28 protein-coding genes are annotated in these 26,117 nt (G+C 69.3%); 17 read left to right on the top strand and 11 right to left on the bottom strand.

Translation table 11 applies throughout. The annotated features are described in order from the left end of the window. Positions 1-2: 2 nt before the first annotated feature. From HHL11_RS32950 to HHL11_RS32975, 6 genes are all read left to right on the top strand, one after another. Entirely contained in the window at positions 3-671 is a 669-nt protein-coding gene (locus HHL11_RS32950) for an ABC transporter permease subunit (RefSeq protein ID WP_169422883.1), read from the top strand. Further along, the gene (locus HHL11_RS32955; protein WP_169422884.1) at positions 668-1,321 is read left to right on the top strand and encodes an amino acid ABC transporter permease; all 654 of its coding nucleotides are present in this window, start codon (positions 668-670) and stop codon (positions 1,319-1,321) included. Before HHL11_RS32950 ends, HHL11_RS32955 begins: the two co-directional genes overlap by 4 nt. Further along, positions 1,305-2,042, top strand: a complete 738-nt coding sequence (locus HHL11_RS32960) for an amino acid ABC transporter ATP-binding protein (RefSeq protein WP_169422885.1) — start codon at positions 1,305-1,307, stop codon at positions 2,040-2,042. Before HHL11_RS32955 ends, HHL11_RS32960 begins: the two co-directional genes overlap by 17 nt. Continuing rightward, entirely contained in the window at positions 2,035-3,399 is a 1,365-nt protein-coding gene (locus tag HHL11_RS32965) for an amidase (protein WP_169422886.1), read from the top strand. Before HHL11_RS32960 ends, HHL11_RS32965 begins: the two co-directional genes overlap by 8 nt. A 67-nt stretch (positions 3,400-3,466) precedes the next feature. Further along, on the top strand, positions 3,467-3,946 hold the full coding sequence (locus tag HHL11_RS32970) for a CoA-binding protein (RefSeq protein ID WP_169422887.1): 480 nt from the start codon (positions 3,467-3,469) through the stop codon (positions 3,944-3,946). 2 nt (positions 3,947-3,948) lie between these two features. After that, on the top strand, positions 3,949-5,271 hold the full coding sequence (locus HHL11_RS32975) for an O-acetylhomoserine aminocarboxypropyltransferase/cysteine synthase family protein (RefSeq protein WP_169422888.1): 1,323 nt from the start codon (positions 3,949-3,951) through the stop codon (positions 5,269-5,271). Here HHL11_RS32975 and HHL11_RS32980 read toward each other — a convergent pair. Beyond that, entirely contained in the window at positions 5,268-6,359 is a 1,092-nt protein-coding gene (locus HHL11_RS32980; RefSeq protein WP_169422889.1) for a tetratricopeptide repeat protein, read from the bottom strand. The genes HHL11_RS32975 and HHL11_RS32980 overlap by 4 nt on opposite strands. Positions 6,360-6,403: 44 nt before the next feature. On the opposite strand from HHL11_RS32980, the gene hemE reads away from it, so the two are divergent. From hemE to HHL11_RS33015, 7 genes are all read left to right on the top strand, one after another. Beyond that, positions 6,404-7,507 carry a uroporphyrinogen decarboxylase gene (gene hemE, locus HHL11_RS32985; RefSeq protein WP_169422890.1) on the top strand — a complete coding sequence of 368 codons (1,104 nt, stop codon included), beginning with the start codon at positions 6,404-6,406 and terminating at the stop codon, positions 7,505-7,507. Positions 7,508-7,866: 359 nt separating this feature from the next. Next, positions 7,867-9,912 (top strand): replication restart helicase PriA, encoded by a 2,046-nt coding sequence (priA, locus tag HHL11_RS32990; protein WP_169422891.1) that lies wholly within the window; start codon positions 7,867-7,869, stop codon positions 9,910-9,912. Between the two features lie 80 nt (positions 9,913-9,992). Then, positions 9,993-10,730 carry an IclR family transcriptional regulator gene (locus tag HHL11_RS32995; RefSeq protein WP_169422892.1) on the top strand — a complete coding sequence of 246 codons (738 nt, stop codon included), beginning with the start codon at positions 9,993-9,995 and terminating at the stop codon, positions 10,728-10,730. 8 nt (positions 10,731-10,738) lie between these two features. Continuing rightward, a complete protein-coding gene (locus HHL11_RS33000) occupies positions 10,739-11,197 on the top strand; it encodes a MaoC family dehydratase (RefSeq protein ID WP_169422893.1) in 459 nt (152 codons plus the stop codon). Continuing rightward, positions 11,194-12,345, top strand: a complete 1,152-nt coding sequence (locus tag HHL11_RS33005; protein WP_169422894.1) for a CaiB/BaiF CoA transferase family protein — start codon at positions 11,194-11,196, stop codon at positions 12,343-12,345. Before HHL11_RS33000 ends, HHL11_RS33005 begins: the two co-directional genes overlap by 4 nt. Next, positions 12,342-13,307: a Bug family tripartite tricarboxylate transporter substrate binding protein gene (locus HHL11_RS33010; protein ID WP_169422895.1), complete on the top strand. Its 966-nt coding sequence runs from the start codon at positions 12,342-12,344 to the stop codon at positions 13,305-13,307. Before HHL11_RS33005 ends, HHL11_RS33010 begins: the two co-directional genes overlap by 4 nt. Beyond that, entirely contained in the window at positions 13,304-14,419 is a 1,116-nt protein-coding gene (locus tag HHL11_RS33015) for a zinc-binding dehydrogenase (protein ID WP_169422896.1), read from the top strand. The genes HHL11_RS33010 and HHL11_RS33015 overlap by 4 nt, the downstream gene beginning before the upstream one ends. On the opposite strand, the gene rsmI is transcribed toward HHL11_RS33015, so the two are convergent. Then, positions 14,416-15,318 carry a 16S rRNA (cytidine(1402)-2'-O)-methyltransferase gene (gene rsmI, locus HHL11_RS33020; RefSeq protein WP_169422897.1) on the bottom strand — a complete coding sequence of 301 codons (903 nt, stop codon included), beginning with the start codon at positions 15,316-15,318 and terminating at the stop codon, positions 14,416-14,418. The two genes, HHL11_RS33015 and rsmI, sit on opposite strands and share 4 nt — an antisense overlap. 25 nt (positions 15,319-15,343) lie before the next feature. On the opposite strand from rsmI, the gene HHL11_RS33025 reads away from it, so the two are divergent. Further along, entirely contained in the window at positions 15,344-15,703 is a 360-nt protein-coding gene (locus tag HHL11_RS33025; RefSeq protein ID WP_169422898.1) for a YraN family protein, read from the top strand. Positions 15,704-15,741: 38 nt separating this feature from the next. Here HHL11_RS33025 and HHL11_RS33030 read toward each other — a convergent pair whose 3' ends face one another. Then, entirely contained in the window at positions 15,742-16,065 is a 324-nt protein-coding gene (locus HHL11_RS33030; protein ID WP_169422899.1) for a hypothetical protein, read from the bottom strand. Between the two features lie 319 nt (positions 16,066-16,384). Between HHL11_RS33030 and HHL11_RS33035 the strand changes: the two genes are divergently transcribed. Both HHL11_RS33035 and HHL11_RS33040 read left to right on the top strand, forming a co-directional pair. Further along, entirely contained in the window at positions 16,385-16,984 is a 600-nt protein-coding gene (locus HHL11_RS33035) for a phosphoheptose isomerase (RefSeq protein ID WP_169422900.1), read from the top strand. Continuing rightward, positions 16,981-17,718 carry a BON domain-containing protein gene (locus HHL11_RS33040; RefSeq protein WP_169422901.1) on the top strand — a complete coding sequence of 246 codons (738 nt, stop codon included), beginning with the start codon at positions 16,981-16,983 and terminating at the stop codon, positions 17,716-17,718. Before HHL11_RS33035 ends, HHL11_RS33040 begins: the two co-directional genes overlap by 4 nt. Here HHL11_RS33040 and HHL11_RS33045 read toward each other — a convergent pair whose 3' ends face one another. The 4 genes from HHL11_RS33045 to HHL11_RS33060 form a co-directional block, all read right to left on the bottom strand. After that, positions 17,719-18,621, bottom strand: a complete 903-nt coding sequence (locus tag HHL11_RS33045) for an NAD(P)-dependent oxidoreductase (protein ID WP_169422902.1) — start codon at positions 18,619-18,621, stop codon at positions 17,719-17,721. Positions 18,622-18,644: 23 nt separating this feature from the next. After that, positions 18,645-19,028 carry a tautomerase family protein gene (locus HHL11_RS33050; protein ID WP_169422903.1) on the bottom strand — a complete coding sequence of 128 codons (384 nt, stop codon included), beginning with the start codon at positions 19,026-19,028 and terminating at the stop codon, positions 18,645-18,647. Positions 19,029-19,128: 100 nt separating this feature from the next. After that, on the bottom strand, positions 19,129-20,265 hold the full coding sequence (locus HHL11_RS33055; RefSeq protein ID WP_169422904.1) for a PilT/PilU family type 4a pilus ATPase: 1,137 nt from the start codon (positions 20,263-20,265) through the stop codon (positions 19,129-19,131). 24 nt (positions 20,266-20,289) lie between these two features. After that, positions 20,290-21,333, bottom strand: a complete 1,044-nt coding sequence (locus tag HHL11_RS33060) for a PilT/PilU family type 4a pilus ATPase (RefSeq protein WP_169422905.1) — start codon at positions 21,331-21,333, stop codon at positions 20,290-20,292. A gap of 65 nt (positions 21,334-21,398) precedes the next feature. Between HHL11_RS33060 and HHL11_RS33065 the strand changes: the two genes are divergently transcribed. Next, positions 21,399-22,106: a YggS family pyridoxal phosphate-dependent enzyme gene (locus tag HHL11_RS33065; protein ID WP_169422906.1), complete on the top strand. Its 708-nt coding sequence runs from the start codon at positions 21,399-21,401 to the stop codon at positions 22,104-22,106. On the opposite strand, the gene HHL11_RS33070 is transcribed toward HHL11_RS33065, so the two are convergent. The 4 genes from HHL11_RS33070 to HHL11_RS33085 all read right to left on the bottom strand — a co-directional run bounded on the left by HHL11_RS33070 (position 22,078) and on the right by HHL11_RS33085 (position 26,107). Beyond that, the gene (locus HHL11_RS33070) at positions 22,078-22,635 is read right to left on the bottom strand and encodes a DUF3617 domain-containing protein (protein WP_169422907.1); all 558 of its coding nucleotides are present in this window, start codon (positions 22,633-22,635) and stop codon (positions 22,078-22,080) included. The genes HHL11_RS33065 and HHL11_RS33070 overlap by 29 nt on opposite strands. Before the next feature lie 161 nt (positions 22,636-22,796). Beyond that, positions 22,797-23,060 (bottom strand): hypothetical protein, encoded by a 264-nt coding sequence (locus HHL11_RS33075; RefSeq protein WP_169422908.1) that lies wholly within the window; start codon positions 23,058-23,060, stop codon positions 22,797-22,799. Positions 23,061-23,212: 152 nt separating this feature from the next. After that, positions 23,213-24,781 carry a DHA2 family efflux MFS transporter permease subunit gene (locus HHL11_RS33080; RefSeq protein WP_169422909.1) on the bottom strand — a complete coding sequence of 523 codons (1,569 nt, stop codon included), beginning with the start codon at positions 24,779-24,781 and terminating at the stop codon, positions 23,213-23,215. A 12-nt stretch (positions 24,782-24,793) separates the two neighbouring features. Next, positions 24,794-26,107 carry an HlyD/EmrA/EmrK family protein gene (locus tag HHL11_RS33085; protein ID WP_169422910.1) on the bottom strand — a complete coding sequence of 438 codons (1,314 nt, stop codon included), beginning with the start codon at positions 26,105-26,107 and terminating at the stop codon, positions 24,794-24,796. Between the last annotated feature and the right edge of the window lie 10 nt (positions 26,108-26,117).

Below are 26,117 nucleotides of genomic sequence, written 5' to 3' on the forward strand. Positions count from 1 at the left end.
CCGTGCGCATCACCTTCGACTTCGCCGCGGTGCTCACGCAGTGGCCCTTGCTGCTGCGCGGCGTGGCCTGGACGCTGGCCCTCACGGCCGTGAGCGCGGTGTTGGGCGTGGCGATCGGCGTGGGCGGCGCCTGGGCCCGCAGCGCCGGCCCGCGCTGGCTGCGCACGGTCGCCGGCGCTTACGTCGAACTGGTGCGCAACACGCCCTTCATCGTGCAGCTGTTCTTCGTGTTCTTCGGCCTGCCGGCGGCCGGCGTGAAGCTGTCACCGGAAACTGCCTCGGTGATCGCGATGGTGGTGAACCTCGGCGCCTATGCGACCGAGATCGTGCGCGCCGGCCTCGAGGCCACGCCCCGCGGCCAGCTCGAAGCCGCCGCCAGCCTCGCATTGACGCGCGCGCAGACCTTCTTCCACGTGGTGCTGCCGCCGGCGCTGCGCAAGGTGTGGCCGGCGCTCGTGAGCCAGATCGTGATCGTGATGCTCGGCTCCGCCGTCTGCGGCCAGATCTCCACCGAGGAACTGAGTTACGCCGCCAACCTGATCCAGAGCCGCAACTTCCGCGCCTTCGAGGCCTTCATCGTCGCCACCGGCGTCTACCTGCTGCTGGCCCTCGCGCTGCGGCGTGCCCTCAACTGGGCCGGCCCGCGCTTCCTGTTCGGGAGCCGCGCATGATCGATTTCTCACTGTGGGACGTGGTGCGCAACCTGCTGCTGGCCGCGCGCTGGACGGTGGCGCTGTCGCTGATCGCCTTCATCGGCGGCGGCGTTGTCGGCCTCGCGCTGCTGGTGCTGCGGCTCACGGGCTCGCGCTGGGCCGAGGCTTTCGTCGGCGCCTACGTGCAGGTGTTCCAGGGCACGCCGCTGCTGATGCAGCTGTTCCTGGCCTACTTCGGCATCGCGCTGTTCGGCATCAACGTGTCGCCCTGGACGGCAGCGTCCGTGGCGCTGACGCTCTACACCAGCGCCTTCCTCGCCGAGATCTGGCGCGGCTGCGTCGCCGCCGTGCCCAAGGGCCAGTGGGAAGCGGCGCGCAGCCTGGCGCTGGACTTCCACGAGCAGTTGCGCCACGTGATCCTGCCGCAGGCGCTGCGCATCGCCGTGCCGCCCACCGTCGGTTTCCTGGTGCAGGTGGTGAAGGGCACGGCGCTCGCCAGCGTCATCGGCTTCGTCGAGCTCACCAAGGCCGGGACCATGATCACCAACGCCACCTTCCGGCCCTTCCTGGTGTACGGCTGCGTGGCCCTCCTCTATTTCGCCTTGTGCTACCCCGTGAGCCTCTATGCGCGCGGGCTGGAGAAGAAGCTGAATGTCGCCCATCGTTGAAATCGAATCGCTGCGCAAGTCCTACGGCGCCACCGAGGTGCTGAAAGGCATCGACCTGCAGGTGGGCCGCGGCGAAGTGATCGCCATCATCGGCCGCAGCGGCTCCGGCAAGAGCACGCTCCTGCGCTGCGTCAACGGCCTGGAGGCTTTCCAGTCCGGCGGGCTCACCGTCAACGGCCAGGCGCTGAAGCACGACGACGCGGCCGCCATGCGCGCGCTGCGCCAGCAGGTGGGCATGATCTTCCAGGGCTTCAACCTGTTCCCGCACCTCAGCGCAGGCCGCAACGTGATGCTGGCGCCCACGCTGGTGAAGAAGAAGGACAAGGGCGAGGCCGAGAAGCAGGCGCGCCGCCTGCTGCAGCGCGTGGGCCTGGCGGAGAAGTTCGGCGCGATGCCGGAGCACCTGTCCGGCGGCCAGCAGCAACGCGTGGCGATCGCGCGGGCGCTGGCGATGGAGCCCGCGGTGCTGCTGTGCGACGAGATCACCAGCGCGCTCGACCCCGAGCTCGTGGGCGAGGTGCTGCAGGTGGTGGAAAGCCTGGCCGCCGAAGGCATGACCCTGCTGATGGTGACGCACGAGATGGGCTTCGCGCGCAAGGTCAGCGACCGCATCGTCTTCATGCACCAGGGCCGCGTGCACGAAGCCGGCGAGCCGCAGGCCGTGTTCGGCAGCCCGCAGACGGCGGAACTGAAAAGCTTCCTCTCCAGCCTGCATGACTGAAGAACTGTGGCGGCTGCCGGCCAGCACGCTGGCGGCGCGCTATCGCGCCGGCACCTTGTCGCCGGTGGAGCTTGCCCAAGCCTGTCTCGCGCGCATCGATGCAGTGAACCCGCGCCTGAATGCCATCATCGCGCGGCGCGACGCGGCCCTGCTCGCCGACGCCCGCGCCTCGCGCCAGCGCCACGCGCAGGGCCGGCCACTGTCCATGCTGGACGGCGTGCCGGTGAGCATCAAGGACAACCTGCTGACCACCGACCTGCCCACCACCTGGGGCACGCCGGCCCTGCGCGATTTCCGCAGCCCGGTGGAGGAACTGGCGGTGCAGCGCCTGCGCGCGGCCGGTGCGCTGCTGCCAGGCAAGACCAACGTCCCCGAGTTCACGCTGGAAGGCGTCACGCTGAATCCGCTGCACGGCGTGACACGCAACCCCTGGGCGCCGGCGCTCACGCCCGGCGGCTCCAGCGGCGGCGCGGCCGCGGCCGTCGCCGCCGGCATGGGCCCGCTGGCCCTGGGCACCGACGGCGGCGGCTCGATCCGCCGGCCCGCGGCCCATTGCGGGCTGGTCGGCCTGAAGCCCGGACTGGGGACCGTGCCGCGCGTGCACACGCTGCCGCCGCTGTTGCTGGATTTCGAAGAAGTCGGCCCGCTGGCGCGCAACGTGGCGGACTTGCGGCTCGCACTCGAAGTGCTGCAGTCCGCGCCGCTGCCGCCGTGGGCCAGGCGACGGCTTCGCATCCTCTACGCCGAGCGCATCGGGCCGCACCCGCTCGACCCGCAGATCGCCGCCTCGGTCGGCGCAGCGCTGGCGCAGTTCGCGGCGCTGGGCCACGCGCTCACGCCCGCTGCGTTTCCGCTGGATCTCACCGCCTTCGACCGCTTCTGGCCACAAGTGCCGGCCATTGCGCTCGCGGGCTTGTTCGAGCAGAAGCCGGACTGGGCCGCGGCGGCGTCGCCGCGCTGGCGCGAACTGGCAGCCAGCGGCGCCGAGCTGCCGCGAGGCCGCGCGCAGGAGATCACGCGAGAAGTCGATGCGCTGCGTGCCGCAGCGGACGCGCTGTTCTCCACCTGCGACGTGCTGGCGACACCGACCACGGCGGCCCTGCCCTGGCCGGTGGAAGAGCGCTTCCCACCCCGCATCGCGGGGCTGGAGGCCGGCCCGCGCGGCCACGCCGTCTACACGGGCTGGGTGAATGCGGCGGGACTGCCGGCGCTGTCGCTGCCTTGCCGCCCCTCCGAGGAAGGCCTGCCGATCGGCCTGCAGCTGGTCGGGCCGCGCGGCAGCGAAGCGCTGCTGCTGGCGCTGGGCGAGGCTTTCGAGCAGCTCGCGCCGTGGGCCCAGCGCTGGCCGGATTGCTGAACGCGGCACCAGGCAGGGCGGCGCAGTGGCAGGTGCGCAGCGGAGCTGCACACCCTACACTGCGGCCATGAACACCATCCGCGACCTGCGCCGCATCCTGGCCACCTGCCGGACGATCGCGGTGGTGGGGCTGTCACCGCAGTGGCATCGCCCCAGCTTCTTCGCCGCCAAGTACATGCGGGAGCACGGCTACCGCATCGTGCCGGTGAACCCCACCGCGCCCGAGATCCTGGGGCAGCGCAGCTATCCCAGCGTAACCGCGGCCGCCGAAGCAGGCATCCAGATCGACATGGTGGACTGCTTCCGCAAGAGCAGCGACATCCCGCCGATCGCGGACGAAGCCATCGCCATCGGCGCGAAGTGCCTGTGGATGCAGATCGGCGTCATCGACGAAGCCTCGGCCGCCAAGGCGCGCGCCGCGGGTCTGGACGTGGTGATGGACCGCTGCGTGAAGATCGAACATGCGCGCCTGTTCGGCGGGCTCAACTGGGCCGGGGTGAACACCAAGGTCATCTCCGCGCGTCGCCCGCAACAACTCTTCTACTGACGATGAGCCAGAACGACCACGAGTACGGTTTCGGTACGCGCGCGGTGCATGCCGGCGCCATCCCCGACCCCGTGACCGGCGCCCGCGCCGTCCCCATCCACCAGACCACCAGCTTCGTGTTCGACTCCGCCGAACACGCGGCCAGCCTGTTCAACCTGCAGACCTTCGGCAACGTCTACAGCCGCATCAGCAATCCGACGGTGGCGGTGCTGGAGGAACGCGTGGCGGCGCTCGAAGGCGGGCGCGCGGCGCTGGCCTGCGCCACCGGCATGGCGGCGCAGATGACCGCCATCCTCGCCATCCTGAAGGCCGGCGACCACATCGTTGCCGCCTCCACGCTGTATGGCGGCACGGTGGGCCAGCTGGGCATAGGCTTCGGCCGGCTCGGCATAGCGACGACCTTCGTCGACCCCGAGGACCCGGAGAACTTCCGCCGCGCGATCCGTCCCAACACCCGCGCCGTCTATGGCGAGACGCTGGGAAACCCGCTGGTGAACGTGCTCGACATCGCAGCGGTGGCGAACATCGCGCACGAACACGGCCTGCCGCTGATCGTCGACAACACGGTGGCCAGCCCCTACCTGTGCAACCCCTTCGCCTTCGGCGCCGACATCGTGGTGCACAGCGCCACCAAGTACCTGGGCGGCCACGGCACCACCATGGCCGGCGTGGTCGTGGAGTCGGGCAAGTTCGACTGGGGCAGCGGCCTCGCGGCGCAGAAGTTTCCCGAAATGCTGGAGCCGAGCCGCGCCTACCATGGCGTCAAGTTCTACGAGACCTTCGGCGACTTCGGCTACACGATGAAGGCGCGCATGGAGGTGAACCGCACCTTCGGCGGCGCGCTGTCGCCGCTGAACGCCTGGCTGATCCTGCAGGGCATCGAGACGCTGCACCTGCGCATGCAGGCGCATTGCCGCAACACGCGCCGCGTGGCGGAGTTCCTGAGCGAGCATCCGCTGGTGGGCTGGGTCAACTACCCCGGCCTCGAGTCCTCGCCGCACTACGCGCTGGCGAAGAAGCAGTTCCGCGCCATCGACGGCCAGCCGGGCGCCTCGGGCATCCTCACCTTCGGCATCCGTGCCGACGACCCGGTGAAGGCGGGCGAGCGCTTCATCGACGCTTGCGAGTTCCTCAGCCACCTGGCCAACATCGGCGACGCCAAGACCTTGGTGATCCATCCGGCGTCCACCACGCACCGCCAGCTGAACGAGGAAGAACTGGCCCAGGCCGGCGTGCGGCCGGACATGATCCGGCTGTCGGTGGGCATCGAGGATGTCGAGGACATCCTCTGGGACGTCGACCAGGCCTTGCGGGCGGCCGTTTAAACCCTCTCCATCCAGACGAACAGGCCGGGGATCGGCTGCCGCTGGTCTTCGCGGACGGGCGCATGCTCCAGGCGCGCCAGCGCGAAGCCATGTTCCTGCGCCAGGCGCCGCAAGTAGCTTTCGGAGTGCGCGTAGCGCAGGCTGGGACGCAGCACCAGGTCCTCGTCGCGCGACTCTTCGACGGTGAAGCAGAAGCTGCCCTGCGCCGGCACCAGCTGCGCGAGCTGGCGGAAGACATCGTCCAGCGCCCCGACGTAGACGAAGACGTCGGCCGCCACGACCAGGTCGTACTGCTCCTGCGCCGTGCCCAGGAATTCGAGCACGTCGCCTTGCCGCAGTTCGTCGTAGACGTCCAGCACCTGCGCCTTCTGCAGCATATTGGGCGACAGGTCGACGCCGGTGACGCGCTGCGCCATGGCGCGCAGGTAATGGCCGCACAGGCCCGTGCCGCAACCCAGGTCCAGCGCGTGTGAATAGCGGCGGCCGGCGGCCGCCAGTGGTTCGGTCAGCAGGCGCGGCGCCTGGTAGTTCAGCGCCTGCACCAGGTGGCTGTCGAACTGCGCGGCATAGCCGTCGAACAGCGCCTGCACGTAGTGGCGCGGCGCGTACTGCGGCGCCCGCGCCGCCGCCAGGCCGGCCAGGTAGTAGCGGTTCAACTCCGGGTCGCCGCCTTGCGCCAGCGCCTTCTCGAACGAAGCCGCGGCCTCGTCGAAGCGGCCCAGTTCCTTCAGCAGCGTGCCGCGCAAGGTCCAGACCGAGGCCCGCGACGGGTCGGCCGCCAGCGCGCGGTCGAACAGCGCCAGTGCCTGCTCGCGGTGCCCCAGTTCGGCGTGCGCGGCGCCGCAGTGTCCCAGGGCTTCGGCATTGGCGGGCTCCTGGGCGATGGCTTCTTCCAGCAGGTCCAGCGCATCGGCCGGCCGGCCCAGCTTCAGGCGGACCGCGCCGAGGTTGGTCAGCACCGAAGGGCGGCCCGGCATCAGCGCCAGCGCCGCGGCGAACTTCTGCTCCGCCTGCGGCAGCCGCCCGGCTTCATAGTGCGCGATGCCTTCGAGGAAGAAGGCGCGGGCCTGTTCGAATGTGCTGTTCATTCCGGCGGGATTATCGGCGCCGGACGCCCTGCGACAATCGCGGGATGGCTTTCCCCCCGCTCGCGAACGACACCTTCCTGCGCGCCTGCCTGCGCCAGGCCACGCCCTACACCCCGCTGTGGCTGATGCGCCAGGCCGGGCGCTACCTGCCGGAATACAAGGCGACGCGGGCCCGGGCGGGCAGCTTCATGGGCCTGGCCACCAACGTGCAGTACGCGACCGAAGTCACGCTGCAACCGCTGGAGCGCTTCCCGCTGGACGCGGCCATCCTGTTCTCCGACATCCTGACCGTGCCCGACGCCATGGGTCTGGGGCTGAGCTTCGCCGAGGGCGAGGGCCCGAAGCTCGCGCGCCCGCTGCGCGACGAAGCGGCGGTGGCCGCGCTGCAGGTGCCGGACCTCGAGAACCTGCGCTACGTGTTCGACGCGGTGACTTCCATTCGCCATGCGCTGAAAGGCCGCGTGCCCCTGATCGGCTTTTCCGGCAGCCCCTGGACCCTGGCCTGCTACATGGTCGAAGGCGGCGGCTCGGCCGACGACTGGCGCGGCGTCAAGGCCATGCTGTACAGCCGGCCCGACCTGATGCACCGCATCCTGGAAGTGAACGCCGAAGCGGTGGCGGCCTATCTCAACGCGCAGATCGACGCCGGCGCCCAGGCCGTGATGGTGTTCGACAGCTGGGGCGGCGCACTGTCGCACCGCGCCTTCCTCGAATTCAGCCTGCCTTACACGGCGCGAGTGCTCTCCAAGCTGAAGCAGGCGAAGGATGGCGCGACCATCCCGCGCATCGTCTTCACCAAGGGCGGCGGGCTATGGCTGCCGCAGATGGAGCAGCTGGATTGCAATGTGCTGGGCGTGGACTGGACGGTGAACCTGGCCCAGGCGCGCGCGCAGGTGGGCGCCAGCAAGGCCTTGCAGGGCAACCTCGATCCCGCGGTGCTGTTTGCCCCGCCGGAGCAGGTGGCCGCCGAAGCGCGCCGCGTGCTGGAGGAGTTCGGCACGCCGCACCAGGGCGCGGGCACCGGCCCCACGCACATCTTCAACCTGGGCCACGGCATCAGCCAGCACACGCCGCCGGAACACGTGCATGCGCTGGTGGAAGCAGTGCATGCGCATTCCGCGCACATGCGGCTTGCAAGCGCTTCGTAAAGCCCGCGTCATCCGGGTGATCCCTAGATGACATGGGCTGCAAAAACTTTGCCAGTCACATTGACTTGTGCACAGAAACCGTGCTGCGGCGCAACCAGAAGAGCTGTCGCTAACGGTTCTTGCTCCGAAAACGGTAGCGCACGTAAGTTGTTGATTTTGTTGAATTTCAGGATATGCACTTTTTCCGGGCGATCCAGCCAAGCCCTTGATTCCAGGGGCTTGCCGGCCGATCGGAGGCAGTTAATCCCCAAAGTTATCCACAGAAATCTACCCGGCTGTGGAAAGCGTTGTGGAATCAAGCACTTACCCGGGTTTTCGCGAGACAAGCCTAAGGAAAACACCCTAAGTCGGGAGCCGGCATGCGCCTGACGGTCCGGGTGGTGGTGCCCACGCCCGCGCACAGCACCCTCAGCGAACCCCTGAGCTATGCAAGTGAGCTTCCACTCGCCCCTGGCACCTTGGTCCGCGTGCCCCTGGGTCGCCGTGAAGTGTGCGGCGTCGTCTGGGATGAAGCCGCCGAGGGCGAAGCGGACCTCGCGCCGGACCAACTGAAGTCGGTGATCGCGCCGCTGGCGCAATTGCCGCCGCTGTCGGAAGCATGGCGACAGCTCGTTACGTTCGCCGCGAACTATTACCAGCGCAGCCTGGGAGAAGTGGCCGTGGCGGCGCTGCCGCCGCAGCTGCGCGAGCTGGACGCGGCGCAGCTCGCGCGTCGCCTCAAGCGCGCCGGCCCGCCCGGCGAAGGACCGGCGGCGCCCAAAGGCCCGCCGCTGACGGCCGAACAGGCGCAGGCGCTGGCGGCCATCGATGCCGAGCCGGGCCCCTTCCTCCTGTTCGGCGCCACCGGCAGCGGCAAGACCGAGGTCTACCTGCGCGCCGTGCAGGCCCTGCTGCAGCGCGAACCGCAGGCGCAGGCCCTGGTGCTGGTGCCGGAAATCAACCTCACGCCGCAGTTGCAGGCGCGCTTCGTCGAGCGCTTCGGCGAGGCATCCGTCGTGGCCATCCACAGCGGCATGACCAACCCGCAGCGCCTGCGCAGCTGGCTCGCCGCGCACCTGGGCCAGGCGCGCATCGTGCTGGGCACGCGCATGGCGGTGTTCGCTTCGCTGCCGGCGCTGCGCCTGGTCGCCGTCGACGAGGAGCACGACCCCAGCTACAAGCAGCAGGAAGGCGCACGCTATTCGGCGCGCGACCTCGCCATCTACCGCGCGCGGCTGGAAGGCGCGAAGGTGGTGCTGGGTTCGGCGACGCCTTCGCTGGAAAGCTGGTCCGCCTGCGAGCGCGGCCGCTACCGCCGCCTGGACATGCCCGCGCGCGTCGGCGCCGGTGCGCTGCCGCGCGTGCGGGTGGTCAACATGAACCACCAGCCGCGCAACACGCTGTTCTCCGAACCGCTGCTGGCGGCGGTGCGCGAACGCATCGCGCGCGGCGAGCAATCGCTGATCTTCCTCAACCGGCGCGGCTACTCGCCGGTGCTGGCCTGCGGCGCCTGCGACTGGCGCAGCGAATGCCCGAACTGCAGCGCCTTCCGCGTGTTCCACAAGATCGACCGCACGCTGCGCTGCCACCACTGCGGCTACACCGAGCGCGTGCCGCGCGCCTGCCCGGCCTGCGGCAACGTCGACATCGCGCCGCTGGGCCGCGGCACCGAGCAGCTGGAGGAACAGCTCGCCCAGCTGCTCGCCGATGCCCAAGGCCCCGGAGGCCGGCCGGCGCGCATCGCCCGCATGGACGCCGACAGCACCAAGGCCAAGGGCGCGCTGGAACAGCAGCTGGCGCAGGTGCACGCGGGCGAGGTCGACGTGCTGGTGGGCACGCAGATGGTCACCAAGGGCCACGACTTCCGCCGCATCACGCTGGTGGCGGCGGTGAACCCGGACTCGGCGCTTTATTCCAGCGACTTCCGCGCGCCGGAGCGCCTGTTCGCGCTGTTGATGCAGGCCGCGGGCCGGGCCGGCCGCGATGCCGCCCAGGCCGCCGCCAGCGAGATGTGGGTGCAGACCTGGAACCCAGAGCACGCGCTGTTCATGGCGCTGCGCAAGCACGATTTCCCCGCCTTCGCCGAACAGCAGTTGAAGGAGCGCCAGGCGGCCGCGATGCCGCCCTTCGCCTTCCAGGCCGTGCTGCGCGCCGAAGGCCGCACGCAGGAAGTGGCGCAGCAATTCCTGCAAGCCGCGGCCGACGCGGCGCCGGGCCTGGACGGCAGCAGCCACGTGTTCGTCTATGCGCCGGTGCCGATGACCGTGCAGCGGGTCGCCAACGTGGAGCGCGCGCAGCTGCTGGTGGAAAGCACGTCGCGCCCGGCGCTGCAGGCTTTCCTCGCGGCCTGGCAGCCGGTGCTGCAGGAGCAGCGCATCCGCGGCCTGATCCGCTGGGCGGTGGACGTCGATCCGCTGGTGATCTAAGGGCTCGCCCTAGCTTGTGCGCCCGCCGGGGCGCCGCCAGAATTCATGGATATGTTCTGGCATTCAACCGGCTGAACGCAATGAGCGACGTCAAGAGCGCCAAGCGCGTGCTCGAAATCCTGCGTTTCTTCGCCGAGGAACAGGCGCCGGCCTCGCTGGCGCGCATCTCCACGGCCCTCGACCTGCCGAAATCCAGTTGCCTGGCGCTGCTGGAAACGCTGGTCACCGAGGGCTACGCGTACCAGACCGACGGCCGTTACTACCTCACGAGCCGCTGGCTGCGCGAAGCCCAGGCCGTGGCCTCGCACGACCAGGTGGCCTTGCGTTGCCGCCCCACGCTCGAAAAGCTGGCGCAGACCGTGGGCGAGACGGTGATCCTGGCCCAGCTCTCGCGCGACAAGGTGGTGTACCTCGACGTGATCGAGGCCGAGCGCGTGCTGCGCTTCTCGGCGCACGTCGGCCAGCACAAGCCGATCCACGCCGGCGCCTCGGGGCACGCGCTGCTGGCCGGCCTGCCGGAACAAGAGATGCAAGCCCTGGCCGCAAGCCTGGACTACCACGCGTTCACCCAGTCCACCGTCACCACGCCGAAGGCGCTGGCCAGGCGCGTCGAAGAAGGCCGCAAGCGCGGCTGGCACGTGAACCTGGGCGAACACCAGGCCGACACGGTGTCGATCGCCGTGCCCGCGATGCTCGATGGCGCCCTGCTCGCCCTGGTCGTGGGCGCGCCCATGAGCCGCCTCGGCCCCGAGGTGGACAAGATCGGCGCCGCGCTCAAGCGCGCCGCCGCCGAACTGGCTTCCCTGCAACGTCAATAAGGACACCCATGCCCGGTCTGTATTTCCAGGATTTCGAGGTCGGCCAGCGCTTCGACCACGAGTGGACGCGCACCGTCACCGAGATGGACAACGTGCTTTTCAGCACGCTCACGATGAACGTGCAGCCGCTGCACCTCGACGCGCACTTCTCGGCGCAGACCGAGTTCAGGAAGCCGATCGTCAACAGCCTGTTCACGCTGGGGCTGGTGATCGGCATGACGGTCAACGACACGACCTTCCGCACCACCATCGCCAACCTCGGCATGGGCGACACGCGCTTTCCCAACCCGGTGTTCGCCGGCGACACCATCCACGTGAAGACGGAAGTGCTGTCCAAGCGCGAGAGCAAGTCGCGGCCCGAAGCCGGCATCATCGAGTTCGAGCACACCGGCTACAACCAGGACGGCAAGGTGATCTGCGCCTGCAAGCGGGCGGCGCTGATGCACAAGCGTCCGGCGCAGGCATGAGCGCGGTCGGCGCGCTGGAGGGCGTGCGCATCGTCGACCTCACCGCAGTCGGCATGGGCCCGATGGCGACGCAGCTGCTCGGCGACTTCGGCGCCGACGTCATCAAGGTCGAATCGGCCGAGGGCGACGTGTTCCGCCACGTCATGCCGCAGCGGCACGCGGGCATGAGCCACGCCTTCCTCAACCTGAACCGCAACAAGCGCAGCGTCAGCCTCGACGTGAAGTCCTCCGCGGGCCGCGAGCAGCTGTTCGCGCTGATCGAAACGGCGGATGTCTTCGTTTCCAACATGCGCGCGCCGGCCCTGCGCCGGCTCGGGCTCGACGCCGAGTCGCTGCAGCAGCGCTTTCCGCGCCTGATCCACTGCGTCTGCTACGGCTATTCCGAGCGCGGCCCCTACGCCGGCCGGCCGGCCGTCGACGACACCATCCAGGCCGCCAGCGGCCTCGCCTATATCCAGGGAGACAACGGCCAACGCGCGCCCGAATACGTGAAGAGCGTCGTCGCCGACAAGGTGGTCGCGCTGTACGTCACCAGCGCCATCGGCGCGGCGCTGTATGCGCGCGAGCGCAGCGGCGTCGGCCAGGCCATCGAAGTGCCGATGTTCGAATGCATGGTGTCCTTCACCAGCGCGGAGCACCTGGCCGGCCGCACCTTCGTGCCGCCCGAAGGCGGCACCGGCTACACGCGGCTGCTCAACGAGTTCCGCCGCCCGTTCCGCACGCGCGACGGCTACCTCGGCGTGGTGCCCTACACCGACGGCCAGTGGAAGCGCTTCTTCGAACTGGCCGGCACCAGCGAGATGCTGGCCGACGAGCGCTATCGCACGCAGGCGGCGCGCAGCCGGCATTTCCCCGAGCTGTATGCCTTCGTCGAGACCATCCTCGCGGGCAAGACGACCGCGGAGTGGCTGGCCTTGCTGCAGGAAGCGGACATCCCCTTCGCGAAGGCCAACTCCCTCGAAGACCTGCTGGACGACCCGCACCTGAAGGCGATCGGCTTCTGGCGCGAGGTGGACCACCCTTCGGAAGGCCGCCTGCTGCAGGCCGGCCTGCCCGTGCACTTCTCGCGCACGCCGGCCAGCGTGCGCCGCCATGCCCCGCGCATCGGGGAACACAACGCAGACATCAAGAACGAGGAGACGACATGAAAGCTTGGTTCCGGATCCTGGCAGGCGCCGCCGCTCTCGCCGCAACGAGCGCCGCCCTCGCGCAGGCGTACCCCAGCAAGCCGATCCGCTTCGTGGTCGGCTTCCCGGCGGGCAGCAGCATCGACGTGACCTCGCGCATCCTGCTGGACGACGTGCGCGCGCGCACCGGCGCCACCATCGTCATCGACAACAAGCCCGGCGCGCTGGGCGCCATCGGCGTCGAGCAGGTGGAGCGCGCGCCGGCCGACGGCTACACCTTGATGCCCAGCTCCAGCGCCACGCATTCGTCCGGGCCGCACCTGGGCAAGGCGCTGCAGAAGCTCGACCCGGTGAAGGGGCTCACGCACGTGGCCCGCGTGTCGCGCTTCGACATTGCAGTGGTGACCAGCAAGGCCGGCCCTTACAAGAGCGCGAAGGCGCTGATCGACGCCGGCCAGGCCAAGCCGGATGCCCTGACCTATGGCTACGGCTCCGGCACGGGCCAGGTGGGCAGCGCAGCGTTCAGCCATGCGGCCGGCATCCAGGTCCGCCCGATCCCCTACAAGGGCCAGCCGGCTGCCGTCACCGACCTGCTGGGAGGCCGCGTCGACTTCGTCGCGTCCGACCTCGGCGCGATCCTGCCTTTCCTGAAGGAAGGCAGCTTGAGCGGCATCGCGGTGCTGGCGGAGCGCCGCTCGCCGCTGCTGCCCGACGTTCCCACGGCGCGCGAAGTGGGCCTGACTCCCGTGCTGCTGGGGGGCTGGGTCGGCTTCGACGGGCCGGCGAAACTGCCGCCCGAAGTCGTGACCTGGTGGACCGAACAACTGGCCCAATCCCTGGCCGTCCCGGCGGTGCAGGACAAGCTGCGCACCATCGGCATGGAAGGCGCGCTGCTCACCGGCGACGCCTTCGCGAAGTTCGTCGACTCCGAACAGGAACGTTGGGGCGCGCACGTGCGCCAGGCCGGCATCCAGGCGGAATGAGCGAAGCCTCCCTCGCGCCGGGCTGGCATGCGCGCGTGACGCAGTTCGCCGCCACGCGCGAGGACGGCGTCGCGCATGGCGTGGAGCTCGCGCGGCAGGAGGCGCCGAACAGCATCGGCCCCGATGAAGTGCTGGTCCAGGTCGAAAGCGCGAGCGTCGCGTACATCGACCTTCTGATGCTCAGTGGCCAGTACCACCACAAGCCGCCCTTGCCCTACACGCCGGGCCTGGAGTACGCGGGCGTCGTGGCGCGCACCGGCAGCGCCGTGCGCGGCCTGCAGCCTGGCGACCGTGTCCTGAGCGACTTCCTGAATACGGGGCCGCGCAGCGCGGGCGCGTACCAGGCCTGGGGCGGCTGGGCGCGCTACGCGCTGGCACCGGCCGCCGCGCTGCACCGCATTCCGGCCAGCCTGTGCTTCGACGCCGCCTGCAACCTGCTGTTGAACTACGAGACGGCGCAGTTCGCGTTCGCTAGCCGCCTTCACCTGCAGGCCGGCGAGACGGTGCTGGTCACGGGGGCCACCGGCGCCGCAGGCCTGGCGGCCGTGCAAGTGGCCAAGCTGCTGGGCGCCGGACAGGTCATCGCCACCGGCCGCGGCCTCGAACGCCTGGCGCCTGCACGCGGCAATGGCGCCGATCACGTCATCGACCTGCGGGCTCTGCCGCCAGGCCCCACCGGCCTGCGCGACGCCGTCAAGGCGCTCACCGGCAGCGAGGGCGTGGACCTCGTCTTCGACACCGTCGGCGGCGACTGGCTGGTCCCCGCCTTGCGCACCCTGCTCTTCGGCGGCCGCATGGCGATCATCGGCTGGGCCGCCAACACCAAAGTGGCGGCGGGGCACGGCGCCGGCGGCTCGCTGCAGCCGGACCTGCTGCCCACGAACCTGCTGCAGCTGAAAGGCCTCACCGTCACCGGCTCGCCCATGGTGATCACCGGCCAGCGCGACCCGAAAGGCCGCGCGCGAAGGCTGGGCCAGCTGCTGGCATGGATGCAGGCCGGCGCGCTCACGCCGGTGGTCACGCAAACATTCGGACTGCAGAGCCTGGGCGCCGCGATGCAGGCGCGGCTGGCAGGCGTGGTCGGCGGCTGCGTGGTCCGTCCGGGCGCCTAGGACTCCTTCTCGCGCAACGCCGCTTCGTACAAGGTATTCCGTGGCGCGCCGGTGATTTCGGCGGCCAGCTTCACCGCCGTCTTCAGCGGCAACTCTGCCAAAAGCAGCCGCAGCACGCGCAGCGGCTCGCGATCGTCTGCCTGCGCGGCCACCGGATGCAGGACGAGGGCGAATTCGCCGCGGCTTCGCTGCGGCGACGCCTGCAGCCAGGCCGGGAAACCGGCGCAGGCCAGCGTGGCGACCTCCTCGAACTGCTTGGTGAGCTCGCGACCCACGGTCAGTCCGCGCTCGCCCAGGGGCACCAGCGCGTCGGCCAGCGCTTCGATGCGATGCGGCGCCTCCAGCAGCACGATGGCCCGCGTCTCGCCGGCCAGCTGCTGCACGGCTTGCTGGCGCTCCTGGGCCTTGGCCGGCAGGAAGCCCTGGAAGACGAAGCCGGACTCCTCGCCGACGGCGCCGGCGGCGCTGAGCAGCGCGGTGATGCTGCTGGGCCCCGGCAGCGGCACCACGCGCAGGCCCGCGGCCTGCACCGCGGCGGCCAGGCGCGCGCCGGGGTCGCTGACGCCAGGCGTGCCGGCGTCGCTGGCATAGGCCACGCGCTCACCCTGCTGCAGGCGCTTGATCACTTCCTGCGCGCCGGCGGCTTCGTTGTGCTGGTGCACGCTGAGCCAGCCGCCCGCCGGCTTGGCAATGCCATAGGCGCGCGCGAGCGCCTGCGTGTGGCGCGTGTCCTCGCAGGCGATGCAGTCCGCCAGCTCCAGAACGTGCAAGGCCCGCAGGCCGACATCCGCCAGATTGCCGATGGGCGTGGCGACGACGTACAGCGCCCCCTGCGGATAATGCTGCGAGGCGGCCGCCTCGCGCGCGGCTGCGAGGGCGGAGGCAAACGATGCGCTCAAGGACTCTCCTGTTGAAGGCCGGGCCATGACGACCAAGGCCGAGGGCGACGCGGCGGAAGACCGTGCCCTGGTCTTCCTGTGCGCACGCGGGCTGCGGCTGGCCGCGCGCAATTATCGGACGCCGGGCCGCGGCGGCGGCGAGATCGACCTCGTGCTGTGGGACCGCGACGGCACGCTCGTCTTCGTGGAGGTGCGCAAGCGCCGCTCGCGGGCCTTCGGCGGGGCCCTGGGCAGCATCACCGCAACCAAGCAGCGCCGCATCGTGTTCGCCGCACGGCACTACCTGCTGCGGCTGGGCGCGGAGCCCCCCTGCCGCTTCGACGTGGTCTGCATGGAAGAAGGCGGCGGCATCCAGTGGATGCGCGCCGCCTTCGATGCTGGCTAGGACCTCAGGCCCTAGCAAACCTGCTTTGGCTTCCCGGATCAGTTCCGGTCGGCCTTCGCAATCACTTGCGGAGCCGGCTCGGGAGCGGCGCCCATGGATTGCTGTTCGGTCACCTGGGCCACCGGAGCGGGTTGCTCCACGACGGCGGTGCGCTCTTCGACCACCGTCGTCTGGGCGGTCTGCACCTGGTCGACGATGCCCGGCACGCCGGTTTCGCCCATCGAGGTCAGGTGGGTGCTCTGCTGGCCGGCGCCGAGAGCGGGGTTGGCGATGAAGGGGTTGGGCGGGACGCCCTGGGCCATGGCGACACCGATAACGGCGACGGCAGAGGCACCCGCGATCAGACCAGCGATTTTTTTCATGATAGCCATTGCAACTTCTCCTAGAGCTTGATTTGTGGATTGAACCTGCGGGCAACGAAGCCAGCGGTGTCAAGAGTAGTGAGCCGCAACTTGCGCGGAGTCAGCACGCGGCGGGGTTTCGTGTCGGGTCACGTCCGCCTCTGCGTCGGTCATCCCGCGCCTGCCTCGTCCGATGAGGCCTACACGTTCGACCCATCCCGCAACGGTGCGGAAAGGGTGGTAACGGTGCGTAGCACAGGCGCACGACCTCATGCGCGCGCGGCGGCTGCGGGGCCTGGATTTACCGGGGCGCAACAGGCGCAGAGGTATCATTCCCCACATGCTCGAGCAACGGATCCAGCAGAATTTCATCGACAGCGCGGACCTGAAATACCAGGCCGCCCAGACGCTCAGCAAGCCGATCGCGCAGGCGGTGCAGGCCGTGCTGGCGTGCGTAACCAGTGGCGGGAAGGTGCTGGCCTGCGGCAACGGCGGCTCGGCCGCCGACGCGCAGCACTTCTCCGCGGAGTTCGTCGGCCGCTTCGAACGCGAACGGCCCGAACTCGCCGCGATCGCCCTCACGGTGGACAGCTCCATCCTGACCGCGATCGCCAACGACTACGACTTCGAACGCATCTTCGCCAAGCAGGTGCGCGCGCTCGGCCAGGCCGGCGACGTGCTGCTGGCCATCACCACCAGCGGCAACTCCGCCAACGTGCTGGCCGCGGTCGAGGCCGCGCACGAGCGCGAGATGACCGTGGTGGCGCTGACGGGACGCGGCGGCGGCCGGATGGCCAGCGTGCTGCGCGAAACCGACGTGCACATCTGCGTGCCCCACGAGCGCACCGCGCGCATCCAGGAAGTCCACATCCTTGCCATTCATTGCATCTGCGACGGCGTAGACGCGCAGTTGCTCGGCGACCAGGAGAGCCCCACATGAAGTTGCAGTACCCGTCTTTCGCCCTGCGCCTCGCGGCCATCGCCGTGGCCGCGTCCACCCTGGGCGGCTGTGCCGCCGTCGTCGTCGGCGCCGCAGCAGGCACCGCGCTGATGGCCACCGACCGCCGCAGCTCCGGCGCCCAGGTGGACGACGAGACCATCGAGGTCCGGTCCGCGCTGCGCCTGAGCGAAGCGCTGGGCGACAAGGCCCACATCAACGTCACCAGCTACAACCGCCAGGTGCTGATGACGGGTGAGGTGCCCAGCGACCAGGCGAAGCAGATGGCCGAGACCATCGTCGGCCGCGTCGACAACGTGCGCAGCGTCGTCAACGAACTGGCGGTGGCGCCGCCGTCGTCGCTGCAGCAGCGCTCGACCGACACCTACGTCACGGGCAAGATCCGCGCCTCGCTGGTCGACGCCTCCGACCTGCAGAACCAGGCCTTCAAGGTCGTCACCGAGCGCGGCACCGTCTACCTGATGGGACGCGTGACGCCCTACGAAGCCGAGCGCGGCACGCTCATCGCCCGCCAGACCAGCGGCGTGGGCAAGGTGGTGCGGATGTTCGAACTGGTGACGCCGGAAGACCTGCGCGCCCTGGGCATCACGGCGCCTGCCGCGCCTGCCCCGGCGCCCGCGCCCGTGCCCGCCGCGAACCCCGCGACCGCCGTGCCGCCTGCGACGACGACGCTGCAGACGGAGTCGGGCGGGGCAGTGGCCACGCCGGTTCGCTGATTACTTGAGCCTGCGGATCAGGCTCGACGTATCCCACCGGCTGCCGCCGAGCGCCTGCACGTCGGCGTAGAACTGGTCCACCAGCGCCGTCACCGGCAGGCGCGCGCCGTTGCGCTTGGCTTCGTCCAGCACCAGGCCGAGGTCCTTGCGCATCCAGTCGACGGCGAAGCCGAACTCGAACTGGTCGGCCACCATGGTCTTGCCGCGGTTGTCCATCTGCCAGCTCTGGGCCGCGCCCTTGCCGATCACGTCCAGCACCTGGCCCATGTCCAGGCCGGCCTTCTGGCCGAAGCTGATCGCTTCCGACAGGCCCTGCACGAGGCCGGCGATCGCGATCTGGTTGACCATCTTGGTGAGTTGCCCCGCGCCGCTTCCGCCCATCAGGGTGAAGGCGCGCGAGAAGCACATCGCGACTGGCTTGGCCGCTTCGAAAGCCGCCGCGTCGCCGCCGCACATCACCGTCAGCATGCCGTTCTGCGCGCCGGCCTGGCCGCCCGACACGGGCGCATCGACGAACTGGATCTTGCGCCTGGCCGCTTCGGCGGAGAGTTCGCGCGCCACGTCGGCCGAGGCCGTCGTGTGGTCGACGAAGATGGCGCCCGGCTTCATGCCGGCCAGCGCGCCCTGCTCGCCCAGCACCACCGAGCGCAGGTCGTCGTCGTTGCCGACGCAGCAGAACACGAAGTCCGCACCCGCGACGGCTTCGCGCGGCGATGCCGCGGCAGCGCCGCCGAATTCCTGGCACCAGGCGGCGCGCTTCTCGGGATTGCGGTTGTAGACGGTGACGCCATGGCCCGCCAGCGCCAGGTGGCCGGCCATGGGAAAGCCCATCACGCCGAGGCCGAGGAAGGCGACCTGGCGGCTGGGGGTGGGTTCGTAGGTCTTGGGGTTGGTCGAAGGCATGCGGCGGATTCTAGGGCCCGCCTTCAGAGCGTGTAGTGGGCGATGCCGTCGCCGAAGGACCAGTTCTCGCGCAAGGTCTCGACCAGGTTGATGATCACGTCCGACGGACTGACGTCGCAGGCAGCGGACACGTCGGCCGCCGTGCGCGCGTAGAAGGCCCGCTTTTGCTGCAAGGTGCGCCCCGGCGCGCAATAGACCTGCACGAACAGCGCCTGCGCCGTGTGCTTCACGCCCAGGTACTCCGGCGTGCAGACCAGTGCACCCGGCGGATGCCGCGTGATGACCTGGAAGCGGTCGTCCGGCGGCACCCCGAAGGTATCCACCAGCGCCTGGTGCACGGCGTCGCCGGCGCGCTGGGCGCGCGCGGCGGAGAGCGTTTCGGGAGCTTCGATCCGGACGAGGGGCATGGCGTTCTCCTGCAAAGGGAACGCCACTGTGCGATGGCGCGGCGCGCGGCGAAAGGCGCGCCGCCGCAAAACGGCTGTGCGCCCGCCGCAAAACCGGGATCTAGACGATCGCCAGGTGCTCGGTGCCCGCCGCCAGGTCCTGCGTCTTCGCGCGCTGGCTGTTCAGCTTGATCTGCAGGCGCAGGTCGTTCACCGAGTCGGCGTTGCGCAGCGCGTCCTCGTAGGAGATGACGTTGTTCTCGTACATGTCGAAGAGCGCCTGGTCGAAGGTCTGCATGCCCAGGTTGCGGCTCTTCTTCATCACTTCCTTGATCTCGCTGACTTCGCCCTTGAAGATCAGGTCCGAGATCAGCGGGGAGTTCAGCATGATCTCCACCGAGGCGGCGCGGCCCTTGCCGTCCTGCTTGGGCACCAGGCGCTGCGACACGAAGGCCTTCAGGTTCAGCGACAGGTCCATCAGCAACTGCGGCCGGCGCTCTTCCGGGAAGAAGTTGATCACGCGGTCCAGCGCCTGGTTGGCGCTGTTGGCGTGCAGCGTCGCCATGCAAAGGTGGCCGGTTTCGGCGAAGGCGATGGCGTGTTCCATCGTCTCGCGGTCGCGGATTTCACCCATCAGGATGACGTCGGGCGCCTGGCGCAGCGTGTTCTTCAGCGCCGCTTCCCAGCTGTCCGTGTCCAGCCCCACTTCGCGCTGCGTCACCACGCAGTTCTTGTGCGGGTGCACGAATTCCACCGGGTCTTCGATGGTGATGATGTGGCCGTAGCTCTGCTCGTTGCGCCAGTCGATCATGGCCGCCAAGGTGGTCGACTTACCCGAGCCGGTGGCGCCCACCAGCACGACCAGGCCACGCTTGGACATCACCACGTCCTTCAGCACGCTGGGCACGCCGAGCTTGTCGATGGTCGGCAGGATCTGCGGGATCACCCGCAGCACCATGCCCACCTTGGCCTGCTGCACGAAGGCGTTCACGCGGAAGCGCCCCACGCCCGGCGGCGAGATGGCGAAGTTGCACTCCTTGGTGCGCTCGAACTCGGCGGCCTGCTTGTCGTTCATGATCGAACGCGCCAGCGCCAGCGTGTGCGACGCGTTCAGCGGCTGCGGCGAGACCTTGGTGACCTTGCCGTCCACCTTGATCGCGGGCGGGAAATCGGCCGTGATGAAGAGGTCCGAGCCGTTGCGCCCGACCATCAGCTTCAGCAGGTCGTTGATGAACTTTGTTGCCTGGTCGCGTTCCATGGTGGAACTCTCCTTCCTGGACTCTTAACCGGGGAAATTCTCGGGGATCTTGGCCTTGCCGCGGGCTTCCGCGGCGGTGATCATGTTCCGCCGCACCAGGTCCGTGAGGTTCTGGTCCAGTGTCTGCATGCCCACGCTGCTGCCGGTCTGGATGGCCGAGTACATCTGCGCGATCTTGGCTTCGCGGATCAGGTTGCGGATGGCCGACGTGCCGATCATGATCTCATGCGCCGCCACCCGGCCGGCGCCGTCCTTGGTCTTGCACAGCGTCTGCGAGATCACGGCCTGCAGCGACTCCGACAGCATCGCGCGGACCATTTCCTTTTCCTCGGCCGGGAACACGTCGATGATCCGGTCGATGGTCTTGGCGGCGGACGAGGTGTGCAGCGTGCCGAATACCAGGTGGCCCGTTTCCGCGGCCGTCATGGCCAGGCGGATGGTTTCCAGGTCACGCATTTCGCCCACGAGAATGCAGTCCGGGTCTTCCCGCAGCGCCGAACGCAGCGCGTTGGAGAAGGACAAGGTCATCGGGCCCACTTCGCGCTGGTTGATCAGGCACTTCTTGGACTCGTGCACGAATTCGATCGGGTCTTCCACCGTCAGGATGTGGCCGTACTCGGTCTCGTTCAGGTGGTTGATCATGGCCGCCAGCGTCGTGGACTTGCCCGAGCCGGTGGGGCCCGTCACCAGCACCATGCCGCGCGGCTTGAGCGCCAGGTCCTGGAAGATCTTGGGCGCGTTCAGCTGCTCCAGCGTCAGGATCTTGGACGGAATCGTCCGGAACACGGCGCCGGCGCCACGGTTCTGGTTGAACGCGTTGACGCGGAAGCGGGCCAGGCCTTCGATCTCGAACGAGAAGTCGCACTCGAGGAATTCCTCGTAGTTCTTGCGCTGGCTGTCGTTCATGATGTCGTAGACCATGGCGTGGACCTGCTTGTGGTCCATCGGGTCCACGTTGATGCGCCGCACGTCGCCGTGCACGCGGATCATCGGGGGCAGGCCTGCCGAGAGGTGGAGGTCGGATGCCTTGTTCTTGACGCTGAATGCCAGCAGCTGGGTAATATCCACGAGTCCCTCTTGTTTGATCGCCCGTCTCCCCTCGGCGCAAGCCTCCCGGGAAGGGCTGGTCGATTATGACCACGATTTCCAGCAACCTCCAGCTTGTGCGTGAGCGCATAGCCACGGCCTGTGCGGCCGCCGGACGCGACGTGAACGAAGTCACGCTGCTCGCCGTTTCCAAGACTTTCGGTGCAGATGCCGTGCGTACGGCCCATGCCGCGGGCCAGATGGCCTTCGGCGAGAACTACATCCAGGAAGCGGTAGCCAAGATCGCCGCGCTGGCCGCCCTGGGCCTGCAGTGGCATTGCATCGGCCCGATCCAGAGCAACAAGACGCGGCTGGTGGCCGCGCACTTCGACTGGGCGCAGAGCGTCGACCGGCTGAAGATCGCGCAGCGCCTGTCGGAGCAGCGGCCCGAAGGCCTGCCGGACCTGCAGGTGTGCCTCCAGGTAAACATCGACGGCGGCGACACCAAGTCCGGCGTCGCCCCGCAGGACACCCTGGCCCTGGCGCGCGAAGTGGCGGCCCTGCCGCGCCTGAGGTTGCGCGGGCTGATGACGATCCCGGAACCGGGCGCCGACTACGCCGCGCAGCTGGCGGTGCACCGCAAGGCGCGCCAGCTGTTCGACCAGCTGCGCGATGCCGGCCTGGCGCTGGACACGCTGTCCATGGGCATGACCGCCGACCTCGAGGCCGCCATCCACGCCGGCAGCACGATGGTGCGGGTGGGAACGGCGGTGTTCGGGGGGCGGGTCAGTTCTTCGGCGGTTGCACCGGCTTGATGCTGCCGCAGTCCGCGCCCAGCCACTTCCCGGAGCCGTCCATCTCGGTGGTCGTCTCGCGGCCCTGGACCGTGCTGCGCACCACCATGTGGCTGCTGTAGGCCTGGTCGCTGGCGACGGTGAACTCGCCTTCGCCGCTGGAAGGCGGGCTGCTGCAGGTGAACGCGATCTTCATCGTGTTGCCGCTGCGGTCCTGCTTGGTCGTCTTGCAGCCCTCCCGCACCGGCATCTCCTTGCGCTCGACCATCTCCTTGGTCATGCACATCTGCACCGTCATGCCGCCGCCGGCGGCGCCGGGCGCCATGCGCATGCCGCGCTGCGCCATCATGTCTTCCATCTGCTTGCGCTGCTCGGGCGGCATGGCGGCCAGCTGCTTCTGCATCTGCTCCATGGCCGCATCCATCTGCGGGTTGCCCTTCATCTTGTTGTTGATTTCCCACAGGCCGGGCTTCAGCTGCTGCTGCGCGGCGACGGGCAGGCAGGCGGCGGCGAGGATGAAGGGAACGAGAAGGGCAGCGGGTCGGCGCATCGTTGTCTCCGGCAGAAAGCGCCGATTCTGCCCAGGGTCAGTGGCCACGCCCAGGGGGAGGATCCCCGCCGCGTGAACTGCTGCACGCGCTTCCGCCATCGTGCGGAGGCATGAAAACGCCGCCAGCGGGGCCGGCGGCGTCTACGGGAGGCTGGCCGGCCTCAGAGCTTCAGCAGGTTGCGGGCGACCTGTTCCTTCTGGGGGTCGCCCAGGAGGTCGATGGCGCTCGGCAGGCTGCCGTCGAAGCGCCCCAGCACATCCTGCAACGCCTGCAGGGTGCGGAACAGCTGCGGGTCGACGCCATCGGCGCAGCGCTTCAGTTCGGCGTCGGCGTCCTGCAACGCGCGGAACAGCAGCGCCCGGCTGTTGCCCCGGATCACCAGGTTGCCGTCGGCTTGCCAGATGGCCTTGTGCATGTATTTCATTCGAGCATCTCCGTGGGATGCCCAGAAGGATGGACGCTGCCGCGCCCCCGCCCTGTGGGCCGACCCGGAGTGTTCGGGCCGGCCGGGGCTGTAGGGGCACGTCAGCGGCCGGCACAGCCGTTGCGTAGCTTCCGCGGCAACGGCGTGTAGTCCTAGTGCGCGCCGGCGGCCGCGTCGGCTCCGCCACTGCCGGCCGGCGACTTCTGCGGATGCGTCAGCCACACCAGCGGGATCAGGCACAGGAACAGCACCGCCGAACCGTAGAAGATGTCGTTGGCGGCCATCATGAAGGACTGCTGGTCCACCAGGCGGTTGATCTGCGCCAGCGCCTGCTCCGGCGACAGGCCCGAGGCCTGCAGGCCTTGCAAGGTCTGCATGGCCACGTTGCTGCCCGGCCCCACCGACTCGACCAGCTGCGCATGGTGCAGCGCCGCCCGGCTTTCCCACAGCGTGGTCGACACCGAAGTGCCGATCGCGCCGGCGGTGATGCGCACGAAGTTGCTCAGGCCCGAGGCAAAGGGCATCTGCGCCGGCGTCATCCCGGACAGCGTGATCGTCATCAGCGGGATGAAGAAGAACGCCATCGCCACACCCTGGATGATCGTGGGGATCAGGATGGTGCGCATGTCCGCCTGGGTGTTGAAGTTCGAGCGCATCCACAGCACCACCGCGAACACCAGGAAGGCAAACGTGGCGTAGCGGCGCGGGTCCACCTTGGCGATGGTCTTGCCGACGATGGGCGAGAACACCAGCGCCAGCAAGCCCACCGGCGCCGTCACCATGCCCGCATCGGTGGCCGTGTAGCCCATGAACTGCTGCAGCCACAGCGGCAGCAGCACCACGTTGCCGAAGAACAGCCCGTAGCCGATGGAGACGGCCAGGGTGCCGGCCCAGAAGTTGCGCCCGGCGAACAGCCGCAGCGCCACCACCGGGTGCTTGTCGGTCAGCTCCCAGATGATGAAGAAGGCGAAGCCGACGATGGCGATCACCGTCAGCCCCACGATCAGCTGCGAGTGGAACCAGTCGTACTCCTTGCCCAGGTCCAGCACCATCTGCATGCAGCCGATCCACACGACCAGCAGCGCCAGGCCGACGCGGTCGATCGGCAGCTTGTGCCGCACGCTCTCGCGCTTGTGGTAGATGCCCCAGGCGCCGAAGGCGGCGACGATGCCCACCGGGATGTTGATGTAGAAGATCCAGGACCAGGTGATGTTGTCCGTGATCCAGCCCCCCAGCAGCGGCCCCATCACGGGCGCGACCAGGGTGGTCATGGACCACAGCGCCATCGCCAGGCCGGCGGATGCGCGTGGATAGCTGGAAAGCAGCAGCGTCTGCGACAGCGGGATCATGGGCCCGGCGACGAAGCCCTGCAGCGCGCGGAACGCGATCAGCATCGGCATGTTGGGCGCGAGGCCGCACAGCCAGGAAGCGATCACGAACAGCACGATGCTGGCCACGAACAGGCGGACCTGGCCGAAGCGCTGCGACAGCCAGCCGGTCAGCGGCACCGCGATCGCGTTGGCGATGGCGAAGCTGGTGATGACCCAGGTGCCCTGGTTGGGGCTGACGCCGAGGTCACCGGCAATGGCCGGCAGCGAGACGTTGGCGATCGAGCTGTCCAGCACGTTCATGAACGTGGCGGCGGACAGCGCGATCGTGCCCCACAGGCGCGCGGAACCCTCGAGTGGCGGGTGCGCCACCGGAGGTGCGGAAGTAGCCATGGGCTTGACGCTTTAGCGGCTGACCGTCGCGGAAGCGGCGTGGGCGACGTTCTGCGCGGCGACCGGCGTGGTGCCCTTGGCACCCTTGCCGCTGCCGTTCCTGGCGGTGGCGGGCGCGGCGATGCCGCGGCCGGAGTTCAGCGCGATGATGCGCCGCACTTCGGCGTCGGCGCCGTTGTCCTGCGCGCCGTAGACCTGCGTGTGCGAGGTCACGTCCTTCGGCGCATCGGCCAGCGACTTGCCGTCCTGCTTGCTGATGTCCACGGTCGCTTCCATCGACAGGCCCACGCGCAGCGGGTGGTCGGCCACCTGCTGGCGGTCCAGGGCGATGCGCACGGGCACGCGCTGCACCACCTTGATCCAGTTGCCGGTGGCGTTCTGCGCCGGCAGCAGCGAGAAGGCGGCGCCGGTGCCGACACCCAGGCCGTCCACGGTGCCCTTGTATTCGACCTTCTTGCCGTACACGTCGGCGGTCAGCGTCACCGGCTGGCCGATGCGGATCTTGCGCAGCTGTACTTCCTTGAAGTTCGCGTCCACCCACACCTGGTTCAGCGGGATGATGGACATCACGGGCGTGCCGGCGGCGATGCGCTGGCCCAGCTGCACGGTGCGCTTGGCGACGTAGCCGTCCACCGGGGCGGGCAGCGTGGCGCGCGACGAGGCCAGCCAGGCTTCGCGCACCTTGGCGGCGGCGGCCTGCACCTGCGGGTGCTGCTCGACGTCGGTGCCGGAGGTCAGGGCCTGGTTGCTGGCGAGCTGCTCGCGCGCACTCACCACCGCGGCCTGCGCGGCGGCGACGGCGCTGCGCGCGGCGTTTACCTGCGTCTGCGCGTGCTGCAGTTCTTCCTTGGACACGGCGCCGGACTGCACCAGCGAGGCCCGCCGGTTGTAGTCGTCGTTGGCGCGCAGCAGGTCGGACTGCGCCTTGCTGGCGTCGGCTTCACGCAGCGCGATCTGCGCCGACAGCGAGCCGTTGTTGGCGTACAGCGTGCGCACCTGGCGCACGGTCTGGCCCAGCGCCGCTTCGGCCTGGTCCAGCGCCACCTGGGCGTCGGCCGGGTCCAGCTTCACCAGGGGCTGGCCCGCCTTGACGAAGTCGGTGTCGTCGGCATGGATGGACAGCACGGTGCCGCCGACCTGCGGGGTCACCTGGATGACGTTGCCCTGGACGTAGGCGTTGTCGGTGCTCTCGTAGTGGCTGGCCACCAGCCACTCGTAGGCGGCCCAGCCGAGGCCGCCGACCACCACGATGGCGGCCAGGGCGGTCAGCGCCTTGCGGCGCTTCTGGTTCGGGGCGTTGAGGGATTGCGCTTGGTTTTCGCTCATGTTTCTTGAC

The sequence above is a fragment of the Ramlibacter agri genome, from assembly GCF_012927085.1.
Taxonomy (GTDB): Bacteria; Pseudomonadota; Gammaproteobacteria; order Burkholderiales; family Burkholderiaceae_C; genus Ramlibacter; species Ramlibacter agri.

Excerpts from the sequence above, each read along its gene's own strand:
- HHL11_RS32955 (WP_169422884.1), top strand. The coding sequence starts at position 668 with ATGATCGATTTCTCACTGTGGGACGTGGTGCGCAACCTGCTGCTGGCC.
- HHL11_RS32960 (WP_169422885.1), top strand. The coding sequence starts at position 1,305 with ATGTCGCCCATCGTTGAAATCGAATCGCTGCGCAAGTCCTACGGCGCC.
- HHL11_RS32965 (WP_169422886.1), top strand. The coding sequence starts at position 2,035 with ATGACTGAAGAACTGTGGCGGCTGCCGGCCAGCACGCTGGCGGCGCGC.
- HHL11_RS32970 (WP_169422887.1), top strand. The coding sequence starts at position 3,467 with ATGAACACCATCCGCGACCTGCGCCGCATCCTGGCCACCTGCCGGACG.
- HHL11_RS32975 (WP_169422888.1), top strand. The coding sequence starts at position 3,949 with ATGAGCCAGAACGACCACGAGTACGGTTTCGGTACGCGCGCGGTGCAT.
- HHL11_RS32980 (WP_169422889.1), bottom strand. The coding sequence starts at position 6,359 with ATGAACAGCACATTCGAACAGGCCCGCGCCTTCTTCCTCGAAGGCATC.
- hemE (WP_169422890.1), top strand. The coding sequence starts at position 6,404 with ATGGCTTTCCCCCCGCTCGCGAACGACACCTTCCTGCGCGCCTGCCTG.
- priA (WP_169422891.1), top strand. The coding sequence starts at position 7,867 with ATGCGCCTGACGGTCCGGGTGGTGGTGCCCACGCCCGCGCACAGCACC.
- HHL11_RS32995 (WP_169422892.1), top strand. The coding sequence starts at position 9,993 with ATGAGCGACGTCAAGAGCGCCAAGCGCGTGCTCGAAATCCTGCGTTTC.
- HHL11_RS33000 (WP_169422893.1), top strand. The coding sequence starts at position 10,739 with ATGCCCGGTCTGTATTTCCAGGATTTCGAGGTCGGCCAGCGCTTCGAC.
- HHL11_RS33005 (WP_169422894.1), top strand. The coding sequence starts at position 11,194 with ATGAGCGCGGTCGGCGCGCTGGAGGGCGTGCGCATCGTCGACCTCACC.
- HHL11_RS33010 (WP_169422895.1), top strand. The coding sequence starts at position 12,342 with ATGAAAGCTTGGTTCCGGATCCTGGCAGGCGCCGCCGCTCTCGCCGCA.
- HHL11_RS33015 (WP_169422896.1), top strand. The coding sequence starts at position 13,304 with ATGAGCGAAGCCTCCCTCGCGCCGGGCTGGCATGCGCGCGTGACGCAG.
- HHL11_RS33025 (WP_169422898.1), top strand. The coding sequence starts at position 15,344 with ATGACGACCAAGGCCGAGGGCGACGCGGCGGAAGACCGTGCCCTGGTC.
- HHL11_RS33030 (WP_169422899.1), bottom strand. The coding sequence starts at position 16,065 with ATGAAAAAAATCGCTGGTCTGATCGCGGGTGCCTCTGCCGTCGCCGTT.
- HHL11_RS33035 (WP_169422900.1), top strand. The coding sequence starts at position 16,385 with ATGCTCGAGCAACGGATCCAGCAGAATTTCATCGACAGCGCGGACCTG.
- HHL11_RS33040 (WP_169422901.1), top strand. The coding sequence starts at position 16,981 with ATGAAGTTGCAGTACCCGTCTTTCGCCCTGCGCCTCGCGGCCATCGCC.
- HHL11_RS33045 (WP_169422902.1), bottom strand. The coding sequence starts at position 18,621 with ATGCCTTCGACCAACCCCAAGACCTACGAACCCACCCCCAGCCGCCAG.
- HHL11_RS33050 (WP_169422903.1), bottom strand. The coding sequence starts at position 19,028 with ATGCCCCTCGTCCGGATCGAAGCTCCCGAAACGCTCTCCGCCGCGCGC.
- HHL11_RS33055 (WP_169422904.1), bottom strand. The coding sequence starts at position 20,265 with ATGGAACGCGACCAGGCAACAAAGTTCATCAACGACCTGCTGAAGCTG.
- HHL11_RS33065 (WP_169422906.1), top strand. The coding sequence starts at position 21,399 with ATGACCACGATTTCCAGCAACCTCCAGCTTGTGCGTGAGCGCATAGCC.
- HHL11_RS33070 (WP_169422907.1), bottom strand. The coding sequence starts at position 22,635 with ATGCGCCGACCCGCTGCCCTTCTCGTTCCCTTCATCCTCGCCGCCGCC.
- HHL11_RS33075 (WP_169422908.1), bottom strand. The coding sequence starts at position 23,060 with ATGAAATACATGCACAAGGCCATCTGGCAAGCCGACGGCAACCTGGTG.
- HHL11_RS33080 (WP_169422909.1), bottom strand. The coding sequence starts at position 24,781 with ATGGCTACTTCCGCACCTCCGGTGGCGCACCCGCCACTCGAGGGTTCC.
- HHL11_RS33085 (WP_169422910.1), bottom strand. The coding sequence starts at position 26,107 with ATGAGCGAAAACCAAGCGCAATCCCTCAACGCCCCGAACCAGAAGCGC.